Here is a 24,513-nt window from a genome sequence, read left to right on the forward strand (position 1 = left end):
CACCATGCTGGACCAGAGTCAGGATCAGGACGACGACGCCCCCATCGACACGCTGGAGGGATATTATGCCGCGCATGGCTGGGACCATGATCGGCATGACGACGAGATCATCGCGTCGGTCAAGGGCAGCTGGGCGACCTATGAGCTGCGCGCGCTGTGGCGCGAGGACGACAGCGTCCTCCAGTTCCTCGCCTTTCCCGATATCAAGGTCGCCGACGATCGTCGCGCCGCGATCCACGAGGTGCTGGCGCTCATTAACGAGCAGCTGTGGATCGGCCATTTCGAATTGTGGTCGTCCAGCGGCATTCTGCTGTTCCGCCACGCCGCGATGATCGATGCCGGCGGGGACGACGAGCCGCGACTGTCGCTCGCCGGCGCCGAATTGCTGGTCGAGTCGGCGATCGAGGAGTGCGAGCGCTTCTACCCGGTTTTCCAGTTCGTGTTGTGGGGCGGCAAGACCCCACGCGAGGCGATCGCCGCGGCGATGGTCGAGACGCAAGGGGAAGCATGATGCCTCGCCCGGCATTCCCCGTCGGCCCGTTATGGATGATCGGCTGCGGCAATATGGGTGGCGCGATGCTGCGCCGCTGGCTGGACGCCGGGCTCGATCCGGCCACCGTCACCGTGGTCACCCGCAGCGGTGCCGGCGTGCCCGACGGCATCCGCTCGCTGCGTGCACCGCCGGTCGACGAGAGGGCAGCGACGCTGGTGCTCGCGGTGAAGCCGCAGCAGCTGGACGCCGTGGCGCCCATGCTGGCGTCGATTCGCCCACGATTGCTCGTTTCGGTACTCGCGGGGGTGGAGGAGCCCGCACTCGCCGGACGTATCCCCGCCGGCGCCGTGGTTCGCGCGATGCCCAACCTGCCCGTCGCGATCGGGCGCGGGGTGACGGCGCTGTTCAGCAGCAGTGCCGACGCCGGCGTGCGCGACGCCGCCACGGCACTGGCCGCGCCGCTCGGACTGGCGGAGTGGATCGCGGACGAGGGCATGTTCGACGCCGTCACCGCGCTGGCGGGTTGCGGCCCCGGCTTCGTGTTCCGCTTCGCCGACGCGCTCGCGGCCGCGGGCACGTCGCTCGGCCTGCCGCAGGATCAGGCACGGCGCCTCGCCCTGGCGACGCTCGCCGGATCGGCGGAGATGGCACTGACCGCCGATGAGGCGCCGGCGACCCTCGCCGACCGGGTCGCCAGCCTCGGTGGATCGACGCGTGAGGGGTTGAACGTGCTCGACCGCGACGACGCGCTCGTCGACCTGCTGCGTCGGACGCTCGCCGCGTCGGCGCGGCGCAATGCCGAGATGGCCGCGGCGGCGCGCTAGCCGCGCAGCCGCTCGACCTGCGGCATCTCGTCCTCGGGAATTAATCCTTCCAAGACCTTCCAATATCCGGCCACCGCCTCCGGCCCGGCGCGCGAGTAGGCCGCCGACATCTTCTCGCGCGCGGCATCGAACAGGTCGCTCTCCAGCGCCGCGCCCATCGGCGTCAGCCGCAGCAGCCGCTGGCGACGATCGCGCTCACCCGTCCGCGTCTCGACATAGCCGCGCTCGGCCAGTTCGGTCAGCACGCGGCCGAGCGACTGTTTGGTGATCGCCAGCAGCGCCAACAGGTCGCTGACCGTCAGATCGGGCTGCCGCGCGATGAAGTAGAGCGCCCGGTGGTGCGCGCGGCCGAGCCCCTGCGCCGCCAACCCGCGGTCGATGGAACGGATCAGATGGCTCTGCCCGAAATACAGGAGTTCCATGCCGCGCCGCAATTCGGGCTCGCGGAGGAACAGGGCGGGCGCGGAAGGTGCTGAGGCAGCCATGTTGACCCGTCTAGCCATCGTGCCTAGTCGACGGCAACCCGCATCGAGCAAGGTTCCCGATCATGTCCATTTCATCCGCCTTTCGCCTGGAGCCGCACGAGGCGCCCGTCGCGGCGGCGGAGCGTGCCAAGCGATTGATCGATCCCGGCTTCGGCCGCGTGTTCACCGATCACATGGCGGTGATCCGCTACTCGGACGCCGAAGGCTGGCACGACGCGCATATCGGTCCGCGCGGGGCACTGCCCATCGATCCCGCCTCGTCGGTGCTTCATTACGCGCAGGAAATCTTCGAGGGCCTGAAAGCCTATCGCCAGGCGGACGGCGGCACCGCGCTGTTCCGACCGCACGCCAATGCCCGCCGCTTTCGTGATTCGGCCAGGCGGCTGGCCATGCCGGAACTGCCCGAGGCGCTGTTCGTCGAATCGATCGAGCGGCTGGTCGCCGCCGATCGCGACTGGATCCCGGAAGGAGAGGAGGGCGCCTTGTACCTGCGTCCCTTCATGTTCGCGTCCGAGGTGTTCCTGGGCGTGAAGCCGGCGGCCGAGTATCTCTACATGGTGATCGCCTCGTCGGTGGGTGCCTATTGGAAGGGTGGGGCGCGGCCGATCTCCGTCTGGGTCAGCCGCGACTTCACGCGCGCCGCGCCCGGCGGCACCGGCGCGGCGAAGTGCGGTGGCAACTACGCCGCCAGCCTGATCGCGCAGAAGGAAGCGATCGGCCAGGGCTGCGATCAGGTCGTCTTCCTGGATGCGGCCGAGCGGCGCTGGGTGGAGGAACTCGGCGGCATGAACCTGTTCTTCGTCCACGCCGACGGCAGCCTCGTCACGCCGCCGCTGACCGGCACGATCCTGCCCGGCATCACCCGCGACTCGCTGCTGACCCTGGCCCGCGCCGAGGGGATGGCGGTGCGCGAGGAGCCGTACGCGATCGACGCGTGGCGCGCGGACGCGGTCAGCGGCGCGCTCACCGAGGCATTCGCGTGCGGCACCGCGGCGGTCGTCACCGCGATCGGTACGGTCGCGGGAGCGGACGGCCGCTTCACCGTGGGCGACGGCGGCATCGGACCGGTCACCCAGCGCCTCCACCGCGCGCTCGCCGCCATCCAGCGCGGCCAAGCGCCCGATCCCCATGGCTGGGTGCACCCGCTCGGCAGCTGACACGATGACAGCGCGGGGCTTCCCACCTCGCAGAGAGCCGCTATAAGCCGCCGCTCGTTGGGGCGTCGCCAAGCGGTAAGGCAACGGTTTTTGGTACCGTCATACGCAGGTTCGAATCCTGCCGCCCCAGCCATCATGACATCTAAGTCGTTGATTGGCGGCCAAAACCGTTTCCGTCCTCTGGATAGGGTCGGAGGGCGTGACGGCTCCATGTAGAGTTGCCTTGCCTGCTATCCAGCATGGCCAGCGCCGCAGCGCGGTTTGCTACGAATGATGTTTGGTTCCAGCCCGGCGGAAGAGGGGCCCAGGTGGGAAAACATCGCGGCGACGTGCCTCGTCCACGATGTGCGACTCGCAACTGAGCCCTGGCCTGCGTTGGCGTGGAATGATGTTGAAGGTCGGTTCGGCCTTCCCGGCACGCCCGGCTGACCCTGTTCGCCGGAGCGTCGCTGTGTGTCGAACAGTGCCGTGCGAGCGGGCACGTTCGACATCCTGTCCCGGCGGGACGGCCGTTCAATCCAGCCGTCGCAGGTCCGCGGCGTAATCACGCGCCTTGGCGGCGTAGCCGGTCGCGGACGCGCGCAGCCTGGCGACGTCGTCCGGCGAGAGTTGCCGAACCGCCTTCGCCGGTGAGCCCACGACAAGGCTGCCGGCCGGAAAGGTCTTGTTCTCCGTCACGAGGGCGCCCGCGCCGATCAGGCAGTCGTCGCCGATGACGGCGCCGTTGAGGATGATGGCGCCCATGCCGACGAGCACGTTGTCGCCGATCGTGCAGCCGTGGCAGATCGCGTGGTGACCGATGGTCACGCCGTCACCGATCGTCAGCGGCGCGCCGGGATCGGAGTGAAGCATCGCCCCCTCCTGAACGTTGGTGCGCGCGCCGATGACGATCGGCGTGTTGTCGGCACGAATGACGGCGCCGAACCAGACGCTCACGTCCTGTCCCAGCCTGGCGTCGCCGATCACGTCGGCGCTGGGGGCGATCCAGACGCCCGGTGCCAGGGTGGGTTCGTTGCCGTCGATCGCGTAGCGGGCCATGAGACTGTTGTTCTCCTTCGTTGCTGCCGTCGCCTTCGCCGTCAGCACGGGGACTTGTATGTCACCCCTTCGCGGGCAGATCGACCCGGACGGTCGTGTCCGGCGCGTCGTGCAGGCGCAGGAAGATCGTCCGATCGGTCGGCGCTGGCAAGGTGATCGACGTGCCGACGAACCCGGCAGGCAGCGTGACCGCACGGGCGAGGTCGGCGGTGTCGCCGATCGCGGCGATCACGAACAGGTCGCGGCCGGATAGGGTGCATTCCTGCGTCCCCGCGCAGTCGATCCCGCGCAGGGACGGCAGGCGGACGACGCGGGTGAGCGGCTGCCAGTCGCTCGCCGTGCCGCCTCGCCACAGGCGTATCCTGAGCGCGCCGGTCGCCGCCGGGCCGAGCAACGCTGCCGGCGCGATGCTGGCCACCGCGATGTCGGCGCCGACCCGCTGGAGCCGGCCCGACGCGACGGTCAGCCGGGCGGCGCCGTCGCCGTCGACCGCGGCGATCTCCACCTGATCGTCCGGCGCGACGCCGCCTTCCACCCGCAGCGAGAAGGTCAGCGTGGCGCCCGCCGGTGCCAGGCCGTCGGGCAGGACGATCGGCAGCGATCCGGCGGGCGGCGCGTACTCGACCGACCGGCCGATCACCGTCAACCGGGGGCGGTGCGGGGTGAGGGTCGCCGCGACGGTGGCGACGCGGCCGTCGCGCATCCGCACCTTTGCCTCGCCCGCGCCGCTGCTCGCGCCCGGCGCGGCGTCGGCGGTCATCTCCAACCGGTCGCCATCGTCTCCGCGGGTCACGGCGCCGGCGGCGAAGCGTCGGCCGCCGAAATCGAGCGAGGTCACCTGATCGAGCCGGCTGCCGGTGAGCAGGCCGGTGCGATCGCCCGCATGGATCGTGAACCCGTCGAGCCGGCTCGCCTCGACGCGGCCCGTCAGGGTGATCGTCGTCGGCCGCGGGACGCCGTGATGGCCGACGATCAGCTCCAGCGGACCCGGCGACACGCGCGCGAGGGGAAGCGTCGTCTCGATCGCCTCGGCGGAGATCGCCTTCCAGGCGAGCGTCCGTTCGGTGCCGTCGCGCGTCCGCAAGGCGATATGCGTCACGCAGGCCGGCGCCCCGCCGCGCAACACCAGCGAGGAGTCGCGGCCGACGACGACGGCGTCGTTGGGCTGCGGCGTCCATCGGGGCTGCGCGTCGAACTGCACCGGCAGCCGCGGACCCACGAACGGATCGAAGCCCCAGCGACCGCGCAACACCGCGCCGGTCACCCGGCCGGGAATGGCGGGCGCGCCGTCCATCGCCAGCCGGATGCCGCCGCGCTCGACGTCGCGGACGACGGGCAGGTCGGTGACCGTCGCGTCCGCGGAGGTGACCCGCAGCGTCAGGTCGTGCGCGTAATCGGTGGAGAACAGCAGCGACGCGTCGTCGAGCGGCATCACCGCGTCGTTCCGGCCCAGGCAGACCGGCTTGGCGGCGGCCGGCTGCCACGCGGGCGGGACGGCGGTTCCGATCGGCGGCAGCGGCGCGACCAGCACGGAGCGGGGGTTCTGGAACGAGGGCGCGGTGTTGAGCTGCAACCGCACGCGGCCTCCGTCGGCGAGCGCCAGCGCCGGGACGTACTGATATTGCGCGCTGCGGAACGCGCCGAACAGCCGCGCCAGGTCGCGCGCGAGGCCGATATAGGGGCTGTAATAGCCAGCGCCGCCCTCCCGCGTCGCCGCCACGCGATAGGCGAGGTCGACGGGGGTACCGGTCAGCGTCTCGGCGAAAGTGGCGCCGCGCTGGGCCTGGAGCAGCAGGGAGTCGCGGTTCTGCGTCAGGCACGCAGCCTGGAGGGCACGCTGCCGCAACAGGCATTCGCCGTTCAGCTTGATGCGCAGCGACTGGGCAAGGACGGGGGCGACCGTGGCGAGCCGTTCCGGCTCCGTGTCGCTGATCCGCGCGATGCCGTTCACGAAGGTGTCGAGCCGGGCACGGTCGAGGGACGCCTGGTAGAGATCCTGCGCGGCGCGGACGAAGATGCCCGGGCGGCCGCGCACCGCCTCGCGCACCGCGTCGAAGCCGCCGCCGGCGTCCGGCGCGAGCAGCAACACCGCCTGCTCGGCGCCCTCGGGCACGGCGATATCGAGGACGTTCTTCTTGTTGCGCCACGGTTCGGCGTGGAAGAACCAATCCTTGGGCGGGGGCGCGGTCGCGCCGCGCAGGAAGGCGACGATCACCAGGTAGCGTCCGGCGTTGTCGGCCGGCATGTCCGCGCGGACGATCAGGCGATCGCCACCGTGCAGCGACGGCACGGCGGCGAGCGGCAACTGCGCGGGCCCGCGCCGCACCGCGATCGACAGCCCGGGACCGGCGAGGTCGAACCCGTTCTGCTGCGCCCGCGCCGGAGCCATGGAGAACAGCAGGGCGAGAGCGAGCAGGCGGGCGGACGGACGCGGCATGGCGAGCCTATAGACGATCGACCTGCCGGTGCATCACTTTGCTGGCGTGGCGGATCAGGACGTACCCTGTTTGCGGGCGCCCACGATCATCCGCCGCGCGATGTCGCGCACGCCTTCGTCATCCTTGGTCGCGTCGTGGGCGGGATCGCCGAGATGATCCAGGCTCGCGTCGAGGAAATCGAGCAGGCCGGGGTGCCGGGCCTCGACATACTCGATCAGCTTGAACAACAGGTGTTCGCTGGCGATCTCGCGCTGGCGGGTACGGGTGGCGGTGTCGTCGGTCATGATCGCGTCTCCGAGATGTCCGGTCGCTAACGGTCGGATGCGCCGGATAGTGCCGCGCGTTGCGGCGGCGACGGTTCCTCATGATGGCGCGACCGTGTAGCGCGGGGAAGAAGGAGAACGGAGCATGCGGTGGCGGGCAGCGCGGATCGGCGGGGTGGTGGCGGTCGCGTTGATGACGGCGGCCTGCGGCACCCGGTCCGACAACGACAACGCGCTGGCCGCTACGGTCACGGCGTCGAACGATGCCGCCCCGGATGCTTCGGCACAGGCCGGTCCGGCACCCGCTCCGTCAGCCGCCTCGACGCCGATCCGCACAGGAAGCGCGCGCCCGCGATCCTGCGCGGCGGAGATCGGCCAGGCGGCGGCGAAGGCGCGGGTCGCGGTGTGCGTCAACGTCTCGCCCGCCACGCACCCGCCCTGCAACGTGGCGAACAGCTGCGCGATGATCGAGGACGAGATCGCGCGCGCCTGCGCGTTGTTCGACGGGCAGGGCGCCTCCATGGCCGGGTGCGAACCGGCGCCCAAGAGCATGGAGGCCGCCGCCGACGTGGTCCGCCGCTACTATGCCGCGATCGACGCCGGCGATTACGACACGGCCTGGTCGCAATGGGGGGAGAACGGGCGACCCGGACAGACCAGGGCGGCGTTCCAGGCGGGGTTCGCGCGCACCCGATCGACGCATGTGACGATCGGGGCGCTGAAGCCGGGCGAGGGCGCCGCCGGGTCGATCTACCAGCCGGTGCCCGTCATCGTCGACGCGACGCTGGACAACGGCACGCGCCAGCGGTTCCGCGGCCAATACGTGGTGCGCCGGATCAACGACGTCGACGGCGCCACGCCCGCGCAGCTTCGCTGGCACCTCGATTCCGCACAGCTGACGCCGGTAGCGGTGGCGCGGTAGCCTGGCTCGTCAGGTCGCCGACCAGTAGCTCTTCTCCTCGACCAGGGTGGAGCCGAGCATCACGTCGATCCGGCGCTTGATCGCCGCGCGCTGGTCGTTCGTGCGGTAGACGGAGCGGGCGAGGTCGATGAACGCCTGCCCGAAGCGGCCGGCCGCGTCCTCCGCCCGGATCGCGTCCTCGATGTCCCACAAGGCCGCGTTGACGGCGGCAAGCTCGTCGAATAGCGCCGCGACGCGCTCGTCCGCCAGCACGGGCGCGCCGATCCGGTGGAGCAGATCGTGCTCGCGCGCGACGTTGGCGCGTGCGTCGGTCGCCGCGATTCGGTCGCGCTTGAGCTGGAGGATGGTCAGTTTGTCGAGCAACTCTCCCCAGGAGACCGGGATCGTCGGAGTGGTCTGGCCGGTCATGGCGGGCAAATCCTGTGAAAGTCGAGGTCGGCGAGAACCGTCGGCCAGTCGCCGGGGCGGGGTTGGACGTATGAGCGGATCGACGGGTACCAGGGGCTGCCCCGCGCGTCGGGCGACCAGCGCCAGTCGGGGCTGGCCTTGAGCAGCAGCCGGGTGGGTTTGCCCATCGCGCCGGCGAGATGGGCGATCATGGTGTCGACGGTGACGACCTGCTCCACGCCGGCGACCAGCGCCGCGGTCGCGGCCATGTCGGGCGGGCAGCCTTCCGGGTTGAGGCAGGGCAGGTCGGTGCCTCCCACCGCCAGCATCACGCACGGCCGGGTCTCGCAGAGCGGCCGGAGCAGGTCGGCGGGGATCGAACGGTCGGCGTCCCAGTCGCCCGCGACGTGGCAGATGCCGATCGTGCCCGCGGGCAGCGCCGCGGGCGGCCAGGAGAGGTAAGGCGCGGCGAGGGCGTCGGGCGGCACCCGCAGCGCGCCCGGCAGTTCGGTGATCTCGATGTCGCAGTCGCGCGGTGGCAAGGGGGCGGCGACGTCGAAGGGGTGCACCTCGTCGACGCCGAGGTTCGCCAGCAACGGGATCAGCCGCGGCTGCACTTCCAGCGCGACCGAGCGCGCGCGGGCCGCGAGCACGGGGAGGTAGCGCGCGAACTGGATCGTGTCACCGAGGCCGTGATAGCAGCGGACCAGCACGTCGCGTCCGTCGACCGGACGTCCGTCCCACACCCAGCGGCGATGATAGGGCAGGGCGGGGTCGTCGCGCCCGGCCGGGTCGCGGGCGGCGATGGTCGCCACCTCCATGTCCCACGCCTCGTCGTAGCGGCCCGCGCGCATCGCCGCCGCCCATGTTTCCATCGATCCCGTCACGGTTGCGTAATGACCATCCGCCTTCCTGGGTTCCGCCGTACGGCGTTGATGTGGATCAGCATGGCCAAGCGGGCGGAACGACGCCAGAGAGGGAGGCGTTGGCACGAACGACGACAATGGGGAACGCGATGAACGACGTGGCAGCGGGCGCGGGACGCCCGACCGGCGCCGAGCTGAGAAGCCGGATCGACGCGCTCGCCCCCTGGTTCCACAATATCGACCTGGACGGCGTCGCCACCGCGCCGAACCATTTCCTGGGCGATTACCCACGCGACAACTTCGTCCGCTTCGCGCACGCGCTGCCCGCGGACCTGTCAGGCAAATCGGTGCTCGACATCGGTTGCAACGCCGGCTTCTACTCGGTCGAGATGAAGCGGCGCGGCGCCGCCCGCGTGGTCGGCATCGACAGCGACGAGCGCTACTTGGCGCAGGCGCGGCTCGCCACGGAGGCGCTGGGCTTCACCGGCATCGAGTTCCGCAACCTGGACGTCTACCAGGTCGCGCAGCTGGGCGAGCGGTTCGACCTGGTGATCTTCATGGGCGTGCTCTACCACCTGCGTCACCCGCTGCTCGCGCTGGACCTGATCCGCGAGCATGTCGCGGGCGACCTGATGCTGTTCCAGACGATGCAGCAGGGATCGGACGAGATCGCCGACGTGCCGGAGAACCACCCGTTCTTCGTGCCCGGCACCTGGACCAAACCGACCTATTTCGACGATCCCGCCTATCCCAAGATGCACTTCATCGAGCGGCGTTACGCCGACGATTGGACCAACTGGTGGGCACCCAATCGCGCGGCCAGCGCGGCGATGCTGCGCGCGGCGGGGTTCCAGATCCTCGACAATCCCGATCCGGAGGTGTTCCTGTGCCGCACGGCGCCGGTGCCCTTCGCGCAGTTCGGGCCGGCGGCCGTCTATCCGGCGACGGGCGCCTCCGCGTGAACGATCCGATCCCGCTGGGCGTCCTTACCTTTCACGACAGCATCAATTACGGGTCCTACTGGCAGGCGCGCTGCCTGGTCGAGGGACTGAGCGTGCGGGGGTGGCCGGCGGTGTTGCTTGACCATCGCTCGCGCCACGTCCGTTCGGCGGAGCTGCGCAGCGCGTTTCAACCGGAACTGCCCGCGCGCACGCCGCGGCATCGCCATCCCGCGCTCGGCCGCAAGGTGCGCGCCTTCGCACAGGCCGTGGCGGCGCTGCCGCGCTCTCCCGCCTTTCCGCTCGATGCGCCGCACGAGGCGCCCGCCTTCGACGCCGTGGTGGTGGGCAGCGACGAGGTGTGGAACTTCTCCCATCCCTGGTACAGCGCCAAGACGCTGTTCTTCGGCGACGGCCTGCGCACGCCGCGGCTGGTATCCTACGCCGCCAGCTTCGGCAATCACGCCGACGGGCTGGACGGAGGCTGGACGGAACGGTTGCGCGGGTTCAGCGCGGTATCGGTGCGTGACGAGAATTCGCGCCGCATCGTCGCGGACGCGCTCGGCCGGGAGCCGGCGATGGTCCTCGACCCCTGCCTGCAATTCCCCGAGGTGCTGCCGCCGCGCGGCGCGGCGGGCGACTATGTCGTCCTCTACGGCCACGGCCTGCCCGACTGGTTCGCGCGGCGCGTGCGCCGGTGGGCGGACGGCGCGGGGGTACGGATCGTCTCGGTCGGCTACCACCATCCGCTTGCCGACGAGGACCGCAGCGATGCCGGCCCGATCGAGTTCGCCGCGCTGATGGCAGGCGCGCGCGCGGTGGCGACCAGCTTCTTCCACGGCACGGTGTTCGCGCTCCATTACGACAAGCCCTTCGTCGCCGCGGCCTCGCCCTATCGCCGCATCAAGCTGGAGGGGCTGACCGCGTCGCTCGGCGCCGAACATCGCCTGATCGACGAGGCGACGGGCGATGCCGAGATCCGGCGGCTGCTGGAGACGCCGGTGGAGGATGCGGTGCACCGCGCCATCGCCGAGGGGCGACAGCGCTCCGCCGCCTATCTGGACCGGGCGCTTGGCTGAGGCGGCGATCACGCCGGAGCGGATCGTCGCGTCGGGCCTGTGCATCGGGTGCGGCGGCTGTGCCGTGGGACCGGAGCGAACGATGCGCTGGGACGCCCATGGCCTGCGCAAGCCGACGGGTGCGCTGGCGGAGGCGGCGCCGTCGTTCGAGCGCACCTGCCCCTTCTCGCCCGCCGCGGGCGACGAGGATGCGATCGCCGCCGCGCGCTTTCCCGCCGCCCCGCAGGCGGACGCGCGGCTCGGCCGCTTCGAGACCGGCTATGTCGGCCACGTCGCGGAGGGCGGGTTCCGCGCCGGCGGCAGTTCGGGCGGGATGGTCAGCTGGGTCGCGGCCGAACTGCTGCGTACCGGCGCGATCGACGGCGTCGCGCACGTCGTGCCGGTGACGGGAGAGGCGGGCGTGTTCTTCCGCTACGCCATCTCCCGCAGCCCCGCCGAGATCGCGCGCGGCGCGCGCTCGCGCTATTTCCCGGTCGACATGGCCGAGGTGATCGCCGCGATCCGCGCCACGCCCGGCCGCTACGCGATCGTCGGCGTGCCGTGCTTCATGAAAGCGGTGAACCTGCTGCGGGCGGAGGACCCGGTGATCGCCGAGCGCGTTACCCACCTGCTCGGCCTGTTCTGCGGCCATATGAAGAGCGCCCGCTTCGTCGACAGCTTCGCCTGGCAGCTGGACGCACCCCCGAGCGACGTGCGGGCGGTGGAGTACCGCCGCAAGGACGCGGGCCGCCCCGCCAACTGGTACACCGCGCAGCTGACGCTGGCGGACGGCGAGGTGCGCGACCGCGACTGGTGGCACCTGGTCGACGGCGACTGGGGTGCCGGCTTCTTCCAGGCGTCCGCCTGCAACTGGTGCGACGATGTGGTGGCGGAGACCGCCGACATCGCGTTCGGCGATGCCTGGGTGGAGCCCTATTCGTCGGACGGGCGCGGCACCAACGTCGTCGTCGTCCGCTCGCCCGCCCTGCGCGACATGCTCGCCGGCGCGATCGGCGACGGACGGTTGGGGCTGGAGGCGGTCGACGCCGACTTCATCGCCGACACGCAAGCGGCAGGTTTTCGCCAGCGGCGCGAGGGACTCGCCTATCGCCTGACCTGGGGCAAGCGCGGCATCGTCCCGCGCAAGCGCGTGGCGCCGGGCAGGGGCGACCTGCCGTGGCGGCGGCGGCTGATCTACCGCACCCGCGCGGGCATCTCCGCGTGGAGCCACCGGATGGCCGGGGCGGCGCGTGCGACGGGTGTGGCGAGGCTCTACACCGGCTGGGCGCGGGTCTCGCTCGCGCTCTACCAGGGTCTCGCCTATGGTCGCGGCCGGTCCGGCACGCTGTTCGACCGGATCGAGAAGCTGACGGGGTCGCGCCGGTGACCGGCGGAGAGCGGAGAGCGGAGGGCGCCGTGGCGAGCGTCGAGGTAAGCGCCCTGGCCAAGCGGTTCGGCACGTCGACCGCGCTGCACCCGACCGACCTCACGATCGGCGACGGCGAGTTCGTGGTGCTGGTCGGCCCGTCGGGGTGCGGCAAGTCGACCTTGCTGCGGATGATCGCGGGGCTGGAAGATCCGAGCGACGGTTGCGTGCTGATCGGCGGGCGCGACGTGACGCACGCCGCCCCGTCGGACCGCGGCGTCGCCATGGTGTTCCAGTCCTACGCGCTCTACCCGCAGATGACGGTGGCGGAGAACATCGCTTTTCCGTTGAAGGTCGCCAAGCTCCCCCGCGCCGAGATCGAGGAACGGGTGCGCGACACGGCGGCGATGCTGGACCTGTCGGCGCTGCTCGATCGCAAGCCGCGCGCGCTGTCGGGCGGGCAGCGCCAGCGCGTGTCGATCGCGCGTGCGGTGGTGCGCCGGCCACGCGTGCTGCTGCTCGACGAGCCGTTGTCGAACCTGGACACGTCGTTGCGCGCGCGGATGCGGCACGAGTTCGCGCGGCTGCACCAGCAGTTGGGCAGCACCATGATCTACGTCACGCACGACCAGCTGGAGGCGATGACGCTGGCCGAGCGGATCGTGGTGATGAGCGCGGGCCGTGTCGAGCAGGTCGGCGCGCCCATCGACGTGTACCGCGCGCCCGCCAGCCTGGCGGTGGCGGCGGCGATCGGGTCGCCGGGGATGAACCTGCTGCCCGCCACAGTCGTCGCCGTCGATGCCGACGGAACGACCGTGCGCCTGGGGGGCGGCGAGGACGTCCGTACGGCCGTGCGCGTGCCGGGCGACGCGATCGGCGCAGCCGTGACGCTCGGCATCCGGCCGGAGCATCTGCGGCCCGACGAGGCGGGGCCTTTCGCAGGCGCAGTGGAGCTGTTCGAGCGATTGGGGCCGCTGTCGTTCGCGCATCTCGGCGCGCGGGGCGAGGCGGGGACGATCGTGGCGCAGCTGCCCGGCGACCGGGCGGTGACGCTGGGCGAGACGATGCGAGTCGCCGTCGCGCCGCAGGACGCGCACCTGTTCGCCGCCGATGAACGGGCGTTTCCGCGGGCGTGATCTCCATCCTTCCTGCCACAGGATCGCCGCATCCAGCCTCCCCGGCGGGGGCGAGACCGCTGCGAAACTACTTCGTCATGCCGGACTTGTTCCGGCATCCACCGTGCCGCAAGCCAATAAGCTGTTGATTTCGCGGCACCATGGACCCCGGATCAAGTCCGGGGTGACGAAAGAAAAATGCTTTTGGAGGAGTTTCGCAGAGGTCTCGCGGAGGCCGGGGTCCAGGTGAGACGGGCGTCGTTGATTTCCCGAGCCGTTATCCAACTGGGCCCCGGCCTCCGCCGGGGAGGTGAACGGTAGGGAGGGTGAGGTTCCGCAAACATCCCTTGCAGGAGAGGATCGTCAGCCCTTGACGCTGCCGCCGAGCAGGCCGGTGAGGTAATAGCGCTGGAGCGTCAGGAACAGCAGCAGCACCGGCAGCGTCGTCACCACGGAGGCGGCCATCATCAGCTCCGCGTCGGCGGCGTGCTCGCGCGCAATGGCGGCGACGGCGACGGGGAGGGTGTAGCGGTTCTGGTCGGCGAGCACGATCAGCGGCCACAGGAAGTCGTTCCATGAGCCCAGGAACATGAACAGCGCCAGCGTGACGACCACGGGCGTCAGCAGCGGCAGCACGACGACGCGGAAGATGCGCGCCTCGCTGGCGCCGTCGATCCGGGCGGCGTCGATCATCTCGTCGGGGATCGCCAGCGTGGCCTGGCGGACGAACAGCACCGCGAAGATGCCCGCCAGGCTGGGCAGGATGACGCCGGCATAGCTGTTGACCAGGCCGAGCTCCTTGAAGATCAGGAACAGCGGCAGCATCGCCACCTGCCCTGGCACGACCAGGCTGGCGATCAGCAGCTGGAGCAGCCGCTGGCGCCCGCGGAAGCGCAGCTTGGCGAAGGCGTAGCCGGAGGGAACGGTCAGCAGCAGGCCGAGCAGCGTCGACAGGCTCGCCACCCAGACGCTGTTCCACAGCGCCGGCACGATGCGGTAATCGAACCAGGCGCCGTCGATCAGGCGGCGGACGAGCAGCTCGTAATAGTTCTCGCCCGACCAGCGCGACGGCCAGAGCGGCGTCGGCAGCGTGCTCGATTCCCCCCGCGGCATGAACGACACGACCGACATGTAGGCGAGCGGCGCGATCGTAAGCGCGGTGAGCAGCGCCGCCGCACCGGTGGTCAGCACTCCGCGCAAGGAGCGTGTCACAACCATTCGTACCGCCTGCCGATCCGCGTCTGGACGAGGGTGATGGCCAGGATCATCAGGAACAGGATGAAGGCGACGGCGCTGGCCTGGCCCAGATTCCACCATTTGAACCCTTCCTCGAACATGAAGAACAGCACGGTGGTGGTACTCTGCGCGGGGCCGCCCATCGTCATCACGTACGGCTCGGCGAAGATCTGGAGGAAGCCGGCGATGCTCATCACCGCGGCGAGCAGCAGCGTCGGGCCGATCGCGGGCAGCGTGACGTGGCGGAAGCGGCGCCAGCTGCCCGCCCCGTCGAGGCGCGCCGCCTCCATCAGGTCCTGCGGCACGGCGGAGAGGGCGGCGGTGAAGACGATCATGTTGTAACCGAAGGTCTTCCAGGTGACGAACAGCAGGATGGCGGGGATGGAGGTATGCGGGTTCCCCAGCCAGTCGACCGGCGGCAGCCCGATCGCGCCCAGCGCGCGGTTGAGCAGGCCGAACCGTTCGTTGAACAGGAAGCGCCAGACCACCGCGGTGGCGACCACGCTGGTGACGTAGGGCGCGAACAGCAGCACCCGCCACAGCGGTTTCCAGCGTACGGTGGTGTCGTGGAGGAGCAGCGCCACCGCCAGCGACGTGCCGATCGCCATCGGCACGCCGAGCCCGGCGAACATCAGCGTGTTGCCGAGCGCGCGCCAGAACAGCGGCGTCGACAGCAGGTCGACGAAATTGCCCAGGCCGACGAAGCGCAGATTCTGCCAGTCGCCGAGGGCGTAGACGGAGTAATCCGTCACCGACAGCGCCATGGCGAGCGCGGTCGGCAGCACGAAGACGAGCGCGATGATCGCCAGCACCGGCGCGCAGAACAGCCAGGCGGCGCGTTCCTGGCGGGTCATGCGAGCTTGCCCGCCTCGACCAGCGAGCGGCGCTTGGCGAGGAGCCGGTCGACCCGCTCGTCCAGGTCGGCGAGGGCCTGCGGGATGGTCTGCAACCCGCGCACGACGCGCTCGGCGGCGAACTGGATTTGGATCTGGATCTGCTCCCACTCGATCACCTTGGGATCGGGGGAGGGAAAGCGCATCTGCTCGGCGAACGGGCGCAGGACCGGTTTTTTCATCTGCGGCGAGGCCCAGGCGCGGACGCGGGCCGGGAGGTTGCCGATCGCGCGCTGGAAATGCAGCTCGCTGTCGATGGAGGTGAGGTGGCGGACGAGCGCCCATGCCTCGGCCGGGCGCCGGGTGGTCGCCGACACGCACAGGCTGGCGGACTGGCCCGACAGCGGCCCCGGCCCGTCCGGCCCGGCGCAGCGGGCGGTGCTCCATCGCTCCGGCGGCACGCCGCGCTGCGCCAGGTCGCGCAGCGTCGTCGGGCCGCTGGGCCAGATCGCGAAATAGCCCTGCGCGAAGGCGGCGACGGGGTCCTGCACCTCGGTCGACAACGCTTTGGGGGCGAGGCCGTCGGCGAACAGCGAGGCGTAGTAGGCGAACGCCTGTCGCGCCTCGGCCGTGCGGAAATTGCCGCGCGTGTTCCGGTCGCGCAGCGGGGTCGCGCCCGCCAGCGACAGGATGTTGACCAGCGCCGTCGGCCAGTTGAGCAGCATCAGGAAGACGTAATCGTCGGGCCGCCGCCGCTTGAGCTTCAGCGCCATCGCCCTGAGGTCGTCCCAGTCGCCCGGTGGCGCGTCGTAGCCGATCGCGGCGAGGAGGTCGCGGCGATAGAAGTTGACCTGCGGCGCGACCGACCAGGGCACCGCGTAATCGCGCCCGCCAACCCGCGTCGATGCCAGCACGCCGGGGAAGATGTCCGCGACCAGGCCGGGCGCGGGCACGGGGGCGATCGCGCCGATCGTCGCGAACTCCGTCACCCAGCCGTTGAACAGCATGAACACGTCGGGCAGCGCGCCGCCCGCGGTGGCGATCAGCAGCTTCTCGTGACTGGCGGTGGTGGGCAGCGACTGGACCTCGACAGGCACGCCCGTCGCGGCGGTGAAGGGAGGCATCAGCAGCGGCGAGTAATCGCCTTCCCAGCTCATCGCCCACATCCTGAGCGGATCGTCGCCGCCGCGGGCACAGGCGGCGAGCCCCAGCGCGGGCAGCGATCCCAGCACCGCGCGCCGCGTCCAACCGGTTGCGTCCATCCCCATCGCCCGCCAGCGTGGCGCATCCGGGCGGCGCGCGCTACCGCTGCCCGACGATAATCGCGCGAGGGTTGCCACAGGTAAACCGCTTCTACGCCGGGGCATTCGCAGCCGATTGATCGGCGCCGCCCGACCGTTCACAGGAAAGGGCAACACGCCGGCAGGGGCAAGGCCGGCCAACAGGGAGAAACATCATGTCGCGCACCATCCGGCGCACCCTTCTGACCGGCGCGGCGCTGCTCGTCGCGCCGCTCGCCCAGGCGCAGACGGCGCCGCAGGACGGGGGCGCGCCGCCGTCGACTGGCACCCAGGGGGCCGAGGATCAGGCCGACACGGGCGAGATCGTCGTCACCGGATCGCGCATCGCGCGGCCGGATTACGCCGCCCCCAATCCGATCGTGTCGTTCGGCGCGGCCGACATCCAGCAGTCGGGCAACACCAACGTCACCGCCTTCCTCCAGCGGGTGCCGGCGCTGACCAACTCGATCGACGGCAGCCGCTCGGCGGGCAACGCGCAGGCCGACGGTGCGGTCGGGCAGGCCGGGCTCAACCTGCTCGACCTGCGTGGGCTCGGCACCAACCGGACGCTGGTGCTGGTCAACGGTCGCCGCCACGTCGCCAGCCAGTTCGACACCGCCGCGGTCGACATCAACACGATCCCGACCGATCTCATCAGCCGCGTCGACGTGCTGACCGGCGCCGCCTCGGCCGTGTACGGCGCCGACGGCGTATCGGGCGTCGTCAACTTCATCCTGCATCGCGACTTCGAGGGGCTGGGCGCCCGCGCGCAGATGGGCGCGTCGAGCCGTGGCGACGCGGCAAACCGCTTCGCCTCGCTGATCGGCGGCCGCAACTTCGCCGACGGGCGCGGCAACGTGACGCTGGCGTACGAGTATAATGCCGAGGAGGCGCTGGCGAATGACGACCGCAGCTACCTGCGCTCGCCGAGCCGCGTGTTCTTCGTCAACAACCGCAACTACGTAGCGGGGCAGGCCGGCTCGTTCCAGAAGATCCCGGTGCGCGACAACCGCTACACCGGCGGTTACTTCGACGCCGACGGCGTGCTCCAGCCGGGCGGCTCCTACGCCAACATCCTGAAGATCGGCGATCGCTTCTTCCGGGGAGACGGGCAGCCCTACACGTTCGGGCCGCAGAACGAGACGTTTGATTATTCCAACGGCGGCGACGACACGCCGGTCGCGGGCTATATCGGCGACATCCTGCCGAGGACCCGGCGCCACGCGGTCAACCTGCTGACCCATTACGACGTGTCGGACGCGTTCAAGCTGAGCGTCGAGGGCAAGTTCGTCCAGGCCTCGGCGCGGACGTTCAGCAGCTATAGCGGCACCTACGGCGTGCCCATCACGCTCGACAACCCGTTCCTGCCCGCGCCGATCCTCGCCGCCGCGCAGGCGGCCGGGCTTACCTCGGTCACGATCAACCGCAACAATTTCGACCTGCCCCGGCGCGGCGAGGACGATCGCCGCCGCACCTGGCGCGGCGTCGTCGACGCGAGCGGGCGGATCGGCGACCACGCGTCCTACGACGCTTATTACACCTACGGCCGCACCGACGTGCGCGCGACCAAGCTGAACGATCGCCTGCCCGCGCGATCGTCGCAGGCGCTGGATGCGATCCGCGATCCCGCGACCGGGCAGATCGTGTGCCGATCGGTGGAGGCGCGGGCGGCGGGCTGCGTCCCGCTCAACACCTTCGGGACGTTCGTCGCCGACCCCGCCTCCTTCGCCTATGTCTACGACGATCCGGTCAGCAACGCGCGGGTGCAGCAGCACGTCGCCAACGCGACGCTGACCGGCGATTTCGGCGCCTTCTTCGAGCTGCCGGGTGGCCCGGTCCAGTTCGCCGCCGGCGGCGAGTACCGGCGCGAGTCGAGTCGCTTCCGCCCGGCCCAGGGCCTGATCGACGGCGCCTATTACTCGCCGGCCGACGGCGTCTACGACGAGCCGCTCAACCTGACGCCGAGCAGCGGCCGCTTCGACGTGTGGGAGCTGTTCGGCGAACTGAACGTGCCGCTGCTGAAGGACCTGCCCTTCGCGCACCTGCTATCGGTCGGCGCGGCGGGGCGCTACTCCGATTACTCCACCGTCGGCAGCACCAACGCCTATCAGTTCAACGCCATCTACGCGCCGGTCGCCGACATCAGCTTCCGCGGCTCTTACGGTCGATCGGTGCGCGCGCCCAACATCGCCGAGGTGTTCCGGCCGCGCACGGGGCTGTCCGATTTCATCGAGGACCCCTGCTACCTGGCGAACCGCGACCAGGGCACGCAGTTCCGCGCGGCGAACTGCCAGGTGCTGATAACCAGCGCCGGCGGCAACAACGCCCAGTTCACCCAGGATCGCAACCCGGACGCCAACCTGAACATCGTCGGGATCGAGCAGGGCAACGCGGCGCTCGACCCGGAGGTCGCGCGGACCTGGACCGCGGGGATCGTGGCGCGCCCCGGCTTCGTGCCGCGGTTGCAGATCGGCGCCGACTGGTACGACATCCGGCTGCGCGGCGCGATCACCCGTGCCACGCCGACCGATCTCGCCCGGCTGTGCGTCGATCTCGAATCGATCGACAATCCCTACTGCGCCGCGGTGTCTCGCCGGCAGGGGACCGGCTACATCAACGGCTATACCGTGTCGCCGCAGAACGTGGCCGCGTTCCGCACCGCCGGGCTCGAGGTCAATCTCAGCTACGTCGTCGAAAGGGAGGGGATCGGCCGTTTCGACCTGCGGCTGGTCGGCGGGTATCTGCACCGGCTGGAGCTGATCCCGCTGCCCGGTGCCGCGGTGACCGACAATCGCGACCAGCCGTTCAGGCCGAAATACACTGCCGTATTCTCGCCGACCTGGACGATCGGCCGGCTGACCACTTCCTACAATCTCCGCTACCAGAGCGGCACGCGGCGGTTCTCGCGTGCGGAGACGAACGGCCGTCCCGATTACGTCGATCCGCGCTACTTCCGCTTCAAGGAATTGTGGCAGCACGATTTGCAGGCGCAGCTGGAGGTGGACGAGCGCTTCTCCTTCTATGGCGGCGTCAACAACCTGGCCGATCAGAAGCCCGATATCGGGTTCGAGACCAATGTGCCGATCTCGCCGCTCGGCCGCTTCGTCTATCTGGGGGCGAAGCTCCGTTACGGGGGCCGGTAGCGCCATCCCTTGTGTGGGGGCGGAAAACCGGCATGGGGCGGGGATGCTTCACCAACAGACGATCATCTTCGCCCCCCTCGCCACCTACGACGTCGTCATCCCCTGCAATAACCGCGCGCACGTCGTCGCGGATGCGGTGCGCAGCGTCCTCGACCAGGAACACGCGCCCGGCCGCGTCATCGTCGTCGACGATGGGTCATCCGACGATAGTGCGCTGGTCATCCGCGACCTGATGAAGCGCCATCCGCGGGTCGAGGGCGTGATCCTGCCGCGCAACGTCGGCGCGTCGCAGGCGCGCAACACCGGCGCGGGGCTGGCGCGGGCCGAGTGGATCGCGTTCCTCGACAGCGACGATATGTGGCTGCCGGGCGCGGCGCGGGCGCTGCTCGACGGGCCGATGGCGATGGCGCACGACATCGTCGTCGGTCATTTCGCCCGCGTCGAGGGCGACGGCGCGCCGGGCGAGCCGGAGTGCGGCTGGGACGCGGGCTGCATCCGCCGCGGTCTCGCCAGCGGCGGAGTGATCGGTCCGAGCTGGTCGGTGGTGCGCCGCGCGATCGTCGAGCGGGTCGGCGGGTTCGACCCGAGTTTCCACAACTGCAACGACTGGGACTTCTACACGCGCGCGGCCGCGGCGGGTGCCCGCTTCGGCCGGATCGACGCGTGCGTCGCGCTTTATCGTACCGTCGCGGGCGGCCGGCTGGTCAACGACATCGCGATCGGCGCCCGCAACGCCGACCGGGTGTTGTCGCATCCCTATCTGCTCGGGGTGGACGCCTGATCCGACGCCGCTATCCATCGGGGTGAAGGAGAGGCCGGGATGAACGACAGCGTACGCGCCGGGATCGGGCAGATCAGGCTGGCACAGACCTACGCCGCCGGCATGATGGGGCAGCGCGCCGCTGTGCCGTTCCGCGCCGACGAGCTGGAGGCGCGGGCGGCGGCGATCATGAGCGCGGAGGGCTTCGGCTATCTTCGTTCGGCCGGGATGGAGACGACCGCGCGGGCCAATCGCGAGGCGCTCGACGCGGCGAGGCTGGTGCCGCGGATGGCGCGCGACGTCGGCATGCGCGATCTCGGCATCGAGCTGTTCGGGCGGCGGCTGGCGTCGCCGCTATTGCTCGCGCCGATCGGCGTGCAGGAACTGGCGCATGCCGAGGGCGATCTCGCCACGGCGCGTGCGGCCGCATCACGCGGTGTGCCGGCCATCTTCTCCAACCAGGCCTCGGTCGACATGGAGACGTGCGCGGCCGCGATGGGCGATGCGCCGCGCTGGTTCCAGCTGTATTGGACGCGAAGCGAGGCGTTGTCGGAGAGCCTGGTGCGCCGCGCGGAGGCATGCGGGTGCGAGGCGATCGTGGTGACGCTCGACACGACGATGCTGGGCTGGCGACCGGTCGATCTCGGCCACGGATTCCTGCCGTTCCTGAGCGGGCAGGGGCTGGCGCAATATACCGGCGATCCGGTGTTCCGCGCGATGCTCGACAAGCCGCCCGAGGAGGACGTGCTGGCCGCGGCGCAGTTGTTCAGCCGCATCTACTCGGACCCGAGCCTTGACTGGGGGCGATTGAAGCGCATCCGAGACTGGACGCGGCTGCCGGTGGTGCTGAAGGGCATCCAGCACCCCGCCGACGCGCGTCGCGCGGCCGAGGAGGGGTGGGACGGGATCGTCGTCTCCGACCATGGCGGCCGGCAGGTCGACGGTGCGGTGGGGAGTGCCGCGCAGCTCGCCGCCTGCGTCGAGGCGGTGGCGGGGCGGATCAGGGTGTTGTTCGACAGCGGTATCCGCGGCGGTGCAGACGTGGCGAAGGCACTGGCGCTCGGCGCGGACGCGGTGCTGCTCGGCCGGCCGTATATCTGGGGACTGGCGGTCGACGGCGAGGCGGGCGTGGCGGCGGTGATCGACAACGTGTTGGGCGAGCTCGACCTGACGATGGGCTTGATCGGGTGCTCGAGCGTCGCGGAACTGGGGCGGGACTACCTGGCGTAATCCCCCGTTGCCCTTGATCTGTGCCGGCATCCGGGGCCGTGGGCGACGTTGCTGCCTGGCTTTGATCCCGGCGCCAAGCGAGACCTCTGCGTGAGTCCTACGTCATGCCGGACCTGTTCCGGCATCCACCGTGCTGCAAACCAATAGCCTATTGATTTCGCGGAACGGTGGACCCCGGAACAAGTCCGGGGTGACGGGGAGGGAGGATTCGAGGGAGCGCGAGGCCCGACGCAAGGCGGGGGCGACGAGCGTCCAGGGCAGGATCAGGCCGTCCGACCCAGCGCGATGTAACGTTGCAGATGCTGGTCCTGATCGCCGAGCTGCTGGTCGATCATCGTCAGCCGCTTGGCATAATGCGACAGCGGCAGTTCCCAGGTCATGCCGATGCCGCCGTGGAGCTGGATCGCCTCCTCCGCGACCAGCTGGCCGGTGGCGCCGACGGTGTATTTGGCCGCCGACAGCGCGCGGGGGCCGTCCGCGCGGTCGAAGGCGTCGGCCGCGTTGATGACGGCGGAGCGGGCCTGCTCGATCTCCAGCAGCACGGTGGCGATGCGGTGCTGGAGCGCCTGGAACTTGCCGATCGGCACGCCGAACTGTTTGCGCGTCTGGAGATAGTCGATCGTCGCGGCCTTGGTCACCTCCATGACGCCGAGCGCCTCCGCCGACAGCGCGAGCAGCCCTGCCGCCTCCGCCGCCGCGAGCGCCGCCGTGCCGTCCTCCGCGACCAGCGCGTCGGCACCGACGCGGACACCGGCGAGACGGATCTCCGCCGAGCGGCCGCCGTCGATATTGAGGTAGCCGCGCTTCTCCACGCCCGCGGCGTCGCCGGGAACGAGGAACAGCGACGCGCCCGCATCGGTCTGCGCGGAGACCAGCAGCAGCGTCGCCGTGTCGCCGCTGGCGACCACCGCCTTGGCGCCGTCGATCGTCCAGCCGTCGCCGTCTCGGCGCGCCACGCTGGCGAGCGGCGCCCCATCGGCCCGGTCCTGCGGCTCGGCATGGGCGAGCGCGGGCACGACCGTGCCGGCGATCAGCCTCTCGATCTCGTCGGTGCGACCCGCGGCGGCGAGCGCGCGGCCGACCATCAGGGCGCCCAGGAACGGCTCGACCGCGAGGGCGCGGCCGATCTCCTCGAACACGACGGTGATGTCGTGGCCGGCGCCGCCGAAGCCGCCGACTTCCTCGCCGAACAGCGCGCCGATCACGCCCAGCTCGGCGAGCCCGGCCCAGACCTGCGGATCGTAGCCGGTGTCGCCGTAAGCCGCCTTGTTGCGCGCCTCGATGCCGGCGCGCTCGGCCAGGAAGCGACGGAGCGTGTCCGCCAGCATCTGCCGGTCCTCGGTATGCTGGAAATCCATCAGAGCCCCACGATCATCTTCGAAATGATGTTCTTCTGCACCTCGTTCGACCCGCCGAAGATCGAGAGCTTGCGGTTGTTGAAATAGCTGGCCGCGGCGGGGGCGGCGCCCTCCGGGCCGACGGGTTCGCCGTTATAGCCCTCCTCCAGCGCCTCGGGCACGAAGGGCTGGGCGTAGGGGCCGTAGGCGCGGCGCTGGAGCGCGGTGATCGCCTGGCGGATCTCGGTCCCCTTGATCTTGAGCATGGAGCTTTCCGCGCCCGGTGCGCCGCCGCCCGCCACCGCGGCGACGACGCGCATGTTGGTGGTGGCCATGTTGGCGAGATTGATCTCGATCCGCGCCATGCGGGCGGCGAACAGCGGGTCCTCCGCCAGCGGCTTGCCACCGCGGGTGAGGGTGTCGGCGGTCGCCTTCAGCCGCTCGAACGCGGCCATCGACGCGCCGACGCCGGCGATGTTGGTGCGCTCGTACGTCAGCAGGTATTTGGCGTAGGTCCAGCCCTTGTTCTCCTCGCCGACCAGATTGGCGACGGGCACGCGCACGTCGGTGAAGAACACCTCGTTCACCTCGGCGTCGCCGTCGAGCAGGACGATCGGGCGAACCTCGATGCCGGGCGACTTCATGTCGATCAGCAGGAACGAGATGCCTTCCTGCGCCTTGGCCTTGGGATCGGTGCGGACCAGGCAGAAGATCCAGTCGGCGTACTGCCCCAGCGTCGTCCAGGTCTTCTGCCCGTTGACGACGTAATGATCGCCGTCCCGGACCGCGCTGGTCTTGAGGCTGGCTAGGTCGGAGCCGGCGCCGGGTTCGGAATAGCCCTGACACCACCAGTCGCTGCCGTCGAGGATGCGCGGCAGGTAATGGCGGCGCTGCTCCTCCGAGCCGTATTTGATGAGCACGGGACCCAGCATGTTGACGCCGAAGGGCACCACGCGCGGCGCGTACGCCTTGGCCGACTCGTCCTCGAACAGCGAGCGTTCGACGACGCTCCAGCCGGGGCCGCCGTAACGTTCCGGCCAGTGGCTGGCGAGCCAGCCCTCCGCGTGGAGGACGGCGTGCCATTCCTCCATGTCGGCCTTGGTCAGCTTCAGCCCGCGCCGCACCTTGTCCGACAGGCGGGACGGCAGCTTGTCGCGGAAGAAGGAGCGTACCCGGTCGCGGAAAGCCTCTTCGTCGGGGGAAAGGCGCAGGTCCATAATACGCTCCGTCGTGCTGGTGCAGCGGCTTCTAGCATGGTGGAGGACGGGAACAAGCGCAGCGTACCGGATATTCGATCCGATGGCCGTTGCGTTGCCGGGCCGATGCGGGCACAGCGATGGCATC

At 70.4% G+C, this 24,513-nt stretch carries 22 protein-coding genes and 1 tRNA gene; 12 read left to right on the forward strand and 11 right to left on the reverse strand.

Going from position 1 to position 24,513, the window contains the following annotated elements:
* Positions 1-4: 4 nt before the first annotated feature.
* Both BM145_RS00530 and BM145_RS00535 read left to right on the forward strand, forming a co-directional pair.
* Entirely contained in the window at positions 5-511 is a 507-nt protein-coding gene (locus BM145_RS00530; RefSeq protein ID WP_093329982.1) for a type III secretion system chaperone family protein, read from the forward strand.
* Entirely contained in the window at positions 511-1,317 is an 807-nt protein-coding gene (locus BM145_RS00535) for a pyrroline-5-carboxylate reductase family protein (protein WP_093330766.1), read from the forward strand. The genes BM145_RS00530 and BM145_RS00535 overlap by 1 nt, the downstream gene beginning before the upstream one ends.
* Here the strand turns inward: BM145_RS00535 and BM145_RS00540 are convergent.
* Positions 1,314-1,802 carry a MarR family transcriptional regulator gene (locus BM145_RS00540; protein ID WP_093329984.1) on the reverse strand — a complete coding sequence of 163 codons (489 nt, stop codon included), beginning with the start codon at positions 1,800-1,802 and terminating at the stop codon, positions 1,314-1,316. The two genes, BM145_RS00535 and BM145_RS00540, sit on opposite strands and share 4 nt — an antisense overlap.
* A gap of 62 nt (positions 1,803-1,864) precedes the next feature.
* Between BM145_RS00540 and BM145_RS00545 the strand changes: the two genes are divergently transcribed.
* Both BM145_RS00545 and BM145_RS00550 read left to right on the forward strand, forming a co-directional pair.
* Positions 1,865-2,959, forward strand: a complete 1,095-nt coding sequence (locus BM145_RS00545) for a branched-chain amino acid aminotransferase (protein WP_093329987.1) — start codon at positions 1,865-1,867, stop codon at positions 2,957-2,959.
* Positions 2,960-3,017: 58 nt separating this feature from the next.
* Positions 3,018-3,092 (forward strand) — tRNA-Gln (locus BM145_RS00550).
* A 380-nt stretch (positions 3,093-3,472) separates the two neighbouring features.
* Here the strand turns inward: BM145_RS00550 and BM145_RS00555 are convergent.
* The 3 genes from BM145_RS00555 to BM145_RS00565 form a co-directional block, all read right to left on the reverse strand.
* Positions 3,473-3,997, reverse strand: a complete 525-nt coding sequence (locus BM145_RS00555) for a gamma carbonic anhydrase family protein (RefSeq protein WP_093330769.1) — start codon at positions 3,995-3,997, stop codon at positions 3,473-3,475.
* A 61-nt stretch (positions 3,998-4,058) separates the two neighbouring features.
* Positions 4,059-6,434: a hypothetical protein gene (locus BM145_RS00560; protein WP_093329989.1), complete on the reverse strand. Its 2,376-nt coding sequence runs from the start codon at positions 6,432-6,434 to the stop codon at positions 4,059-4,061.
* A 54-nt stretch (positions 6,435-6,488) separates the two neighbouring features.
* Positions 6,489-6,719: a hypothetical protein gene (locus tag BM145_RS00565; RefSeq protein ID WP_093329992.1), complete on the reverse strand. Its 231-nt coding sequence runs from the start codon at positions 6,717-6,719 to the stop codon at positions 6,489-6,491.
* 124 nt (positions 6,720-6,843) lie between these two features.
* Here BM145_RS00565 and BM145_RS00570 point away from each other — a divergent pair, with 124 nt between their 5' ends.
* The gene (locus BM145_RS00570; RefSeq protein ID WP_245738979.1) at positions 6,844-7,620 is read left to right on the forward strand and encodes a hypothetical protein; all 777 of its coding nucleotides are present in this window, start codon (positions 6,844-6,846) and stop codon (positions 7,618-7,620) included.
* 9 nt (positions 7,621-7,629) lie between these two features.
* Here BM145_RS00570 and BM145_RS00575 read toward each other — a convergent pair whose 3' ends face one another.
* Together BM145_RS00575 and BM145_RS00580 are read right to left on the reverse strand one after the other, a co-directional pair.
* Positions 7,630-8,028 (reverse strand): DUF6165 family protein, encoded by a 399-nt coding sequence (locus tag BM145_RS00575; RefSeq protein ID WP_093329994.1) that lies wholly within the window; start codon positions 8,026-8,028, stop codon positions 7,630-7,632.
* Positions 8,025-8,894 carry a glycosyltransferase family 9 protein gene (locus BM145_RS00580; RefSeq protein WP_245738980.1) on the reverse strand — a complete coding sequence of 290 codons (870 nt, stop codon included), beginning with the start codon at positions 8,892-8,894 and terminating at the stop codon, positions 8,025-8,027. Before BM145_RS00580 ends, BM145_RS00575 begins: the two co-directional genes overlap by 4 nt.
* A gap of 128 nt (positions 8,895-9,022) precedes the next feature.
* Here BM145_RS00580 and BM145_RS00585 point away from each other — a divergent pair, with 128 nt between their 5' ends.
* Genes BM145_RS00585 through BM145_RS00600 form a run of 4 tightly spaced genes read left to right on the forward strand, consistent with a single transcriptional unit; the run spans position 9,023 to position 13,371 of the window.
* Positions 9,023-9,835: a TIGR04290 family methyltransferase gene (locus BM145_RS00585; protein ID WP_093330772.1), complete on the forward strand. Its 813-nt coding sequence runs from the start codon at positions 9,023-9,025 to the stop codon at positions 9,833-9,835.
* Positions 9,832-10,890 (forward strand): polysaccharide pyruvyl transferase family protein, encoded by a 1,059-nt coding sequence (locus BM145_RS00590; protein ID WP_218149593.1) that lies wholly within the window; start codon positions 9,832-9,834, stop codon positions 10,888-10,890. Before BM145_RS00585 ends, BM145_RS00590 begins: the two co-directional genes overlap by 4 nt.
* Positions 10,883-12,256, forward strand: coding sequence for a Coenzyme F420 hydrogenase/dehydrogenase, beta subunit C-terminal domain (locus BM145_RS00595; protein ID WP_218149594.1), 1,374 nt, complete (start codon positions 10,883-10,885; stop codon positions 12,254-12,256). The genes BM145_RS00590 and BM145_RS00595 overlap by 8 nt, the downstream gene beginning before the upstream one ends.
* A 29-nt stretch (positions 12,257-12,285) precedes the next feature.
* Positions 12,286-13,371 (forward strand): ABC transporter ATP-binding protein, encoded by a 1,086-nt coding sequence (locus BM145_RS00600; RefSeq protein WP_093330778.1) that lies wholly within the window; start codon positions 12,286-12,288, stop codon positions 13,369-13,371.
* A gap of 342 nt (positions 13,372-13,713) precedes the next feature.
* On the opposite strand, the gene BM145_RS00605 is transcribed toward BM145_RS00600, so the two are convergent.
* The 3 genes from BM145_RS00605 to BM145_RS00615 are packed head-to-tail and all read right to left on the reverse strand — an operon-like array spanning position 13,714 to position 16,681.
* Positions 13,714-14,568, reverse strand: a complete 855-nt coding sequence (locus tag BM145_RS00605; protein ID WP_245738981.1) for a carbohydrate ABC transporter permease — start codon at positions 14,566-14,568, stop codon at positions 13,714-13,716.
* A complete protein-coding gene (locus BM145_RS00610) occupies positions 14,559-15,440 on the reverse strand; it encodes a carbohydrate ABC transporter permease (RefSeq protein ID WP_093329999.1) in 882 nt (293 codons plus the stop codon). The genes BM145_RS00605 and BM145_RS00610 overlap by 10 nt, the downstream gene beginning before the upstream one ends.
* Positions 15,437-16,681 (reverse strand): extracellular solute-binding protein, encoded by a 1,245-nt coding sequence (locus BM145_RS00615; RefSeq protein WP_177200035.1) that lies wholly within the window; start codon positions 16,679-16,681, stop codon positions 15,437-15,439. The genes BM145_RS00610 and BM145_RS00615 overlap by 4 nt, the downstream gene beginning before the upstream one ends.
* A 194-nt stretch (positions 16,682-16,875) precedes the next feature.
* Here BM145_RS00615 and BM145_RS00620 point away from each other — a divergent pair, with 194 nt between their 5' ends.
* The 3 genes from BM145_RS00620 to BM145_RS00630 are packed head-to-tail and all read left to right on the forward strand — an operon-like array spanning position 16,876 to position 21,832.
* Complete coding sequence (locus BM145_RS00620) at positions 16,876-19,842, forward strand: TonB-dependent receptor plug domain-containing protein (RefSeq protein ID WP_093330003.1); 2,967 nt, start codon at positions 16,876-16,878, stop codon at positions 19,840-19,842.
* Between the two features lie 43 nt (positions 19,843-19,885).
* Complete coding sequence (locus BM145_RS00625) at positions 19,886-20,623, forward strand: glycosyltransferase family 2 protein (RefSeq protein WP_093330005.1); 738 nt, start codon at positions 19,886-19,888, stop codon at positions 20,621-20,623.
* A 39-nt stretch (positions 20,624-20,662) separates the two neighbouring features.
* A complete protein-coding gene (locus tag BM145_RS00630; RefSeq protein WP_093330007.1) occupies positions 20,663-21,832 on the forward strand; it encodes an alpha-hydroxy-acid oxidizing protein in 1,170 nt (389 codons plus the stop codon).
* Positions 21,833-22,095: 263 nt separating this feature from the next.
* On the opposite strand, the gene BM145_RS00635 is transcribed toward BM145_RS00630, so the two are convergent.
* A complete protein-coding gene (locus BM145_RS00635) occupies positions 22,096-23,190 on the reverse strand; it encodes an acyl-CoA dehydrogenase family protein (RefSeq protein WP_093330010.1) in 1,095 nt (364 codons plus the stop codon).
* Positions 23,190-24,386 carry an acyl-CoA dehydrogenase family protein gene (locus tag BM145_RS00640; protein ID WP_093330011.1) on the reverse strand — a complete coding sequence of 399 codons (1,197 nt, stop codon included), beginning with the start codon at positions 24,384-24,386 and terminating at the stop codon, positions 23,190-23,192. Before BM145_RS00640 ends, BM145_RS00635 begins: the two co-directional genes overlap by 1 nt.
* Positions 24,387-24,513 lie beyond the last annotated feature (127 nt).

It is taken from the genome of Sphingomonas rubra (genome assembly GCF_900115745.1).
Lineage (GTDB): Bacteria > Pseudomonadota > Alphaproteobacteria > Sphingomonadales > Sphingomonadaceae > Sphingomonas > Sphingomonas rubra.

Bases quoted from the DNA above. Each gene is read 5' to 3' on its own strand.
- BM145_RS00530 (WP_093329982.1), top strand. From the start codon at position 5: ATGCTGGACCAGAGTCAGGATCAGGACGACGACGCCCCCATCGACACG.
- BM145_RS00535 (WP_093330766.1), top strand. From the start codon at position 511: ATGCCTCGCCCGGCATTCCCCGTCGGCCCGTTATGGATGATCGGCTGC.
- BM145_RS00540 (WP_093329984.1), bottom strand. From the start codon at position 1,802: ATGGCTGCCTCAGCACCTTCCGCGCCCGCCCTGTTCCTCCGCGAGCCC.
- BM145_RS00545 (WP_093329987.1), top strand. From the start codon at position 1,865: ATGTCCATTTCATCCGCCTTTCGCCTGGAGCCGCACGAGGCGCCCGTC.
- BM145_RS00555 (WP_093330769.1), bottom strand. From the start codon at position 3,997: ATGGCCCGCTACGCGATCGACGGCAACGAACCCACCCTGGCACCGGGC.
- BM145_RS00560 (WP_093329989.1), bottom strand. From the start codon at position 6,434: ATGCCGCGTCCGTCCGCCCGCCTGCTCGCTCTCGCCCTGCTGTTCTCC.
- BM145_RS00565 (WP_093329992.1), bottom strand. From the start codon at position 6,719: ATGACCGACGACACCGCCACCCGTACCCGCCAGCGCGAGATCGCCAGC.
- BM145_RS00570 (WP_245738979.1), top strand. From the start codon at position 6,844: ATGCGGTGGCGGGCAGCGCGGATCGGCGGGGTGGTGGCGGTCGCGTTG.
- BM145_RS00575 (WP_093329994.1), bottom strand. From the start codon at position 8,028: ATGACCGGCCAGACCACTCCGACGATCCCGGTCTCCTGGGGAGAGTTG.
- BM145_RS00585 (WP_093330772.1), top strand. From the start codon at position 9,023: ATGAACGACGTGGCAGCGGGCGCGGGACGCCCGACCGGCGCCGAGCTG.
- BM145_RS00605 (WP_245738981.1), bottom strand. From the start codon at position 14,568: ATGGTTGTGACACGCTCCTTGCGCGGAGTGCTGACCACCGGTGCGGCG.
- BM145_RS00610 (WP_093329999.1), bottom strand. From the start codon at position 15,440: ATGACCCGCCAGGAACGCGCCGCCTGGCTGTTCTGCGCGCCGGTGCTG.
- BM145_RS00615 (WP_177200035.1), bottom strand. From the start codon at position 16,681: ATGGACGCAACCGGTTGGACGCGGCGCGCGGTGCTGGGATCGCTGCCC.
- BM145_RS00620 (WP_093330003.1), top strand. From the start codon at position 16,876: ATGTCGCGCACCATCCGGCGCACCCTTCTGACCGGCGCGGCGCTGCTC.
- BM145_RS00625 (WP_093330005.1), top strand. From the start codon at position 19,886: ATGCTTCACCAACAGACGATCATCTTCGCCCCCCTCGCCACCTACGAC.
- BM145_RS00630 (WP_093330007.1), top strand. From the start codon at position 20,663: ATGAACGACAGCGTACGCGCCGGGATCGGGCAGATCAGGCTGGCACAG.
- BM145_RS00635 (WP_093330010.1), bottom strand. From the start codon at position 23,190: ATGGATTTCCAGCATACCGAGGACCGGCAGATGCTGGCGGACACGCTC.
- BM145_RS00640 (WP_093330011.1), bottom strand. From the start codon at position 24,386: ATGGACCTGCGCCTTTCCCCCGACGAAGAGGCTTTCCGCGACCGGGTA.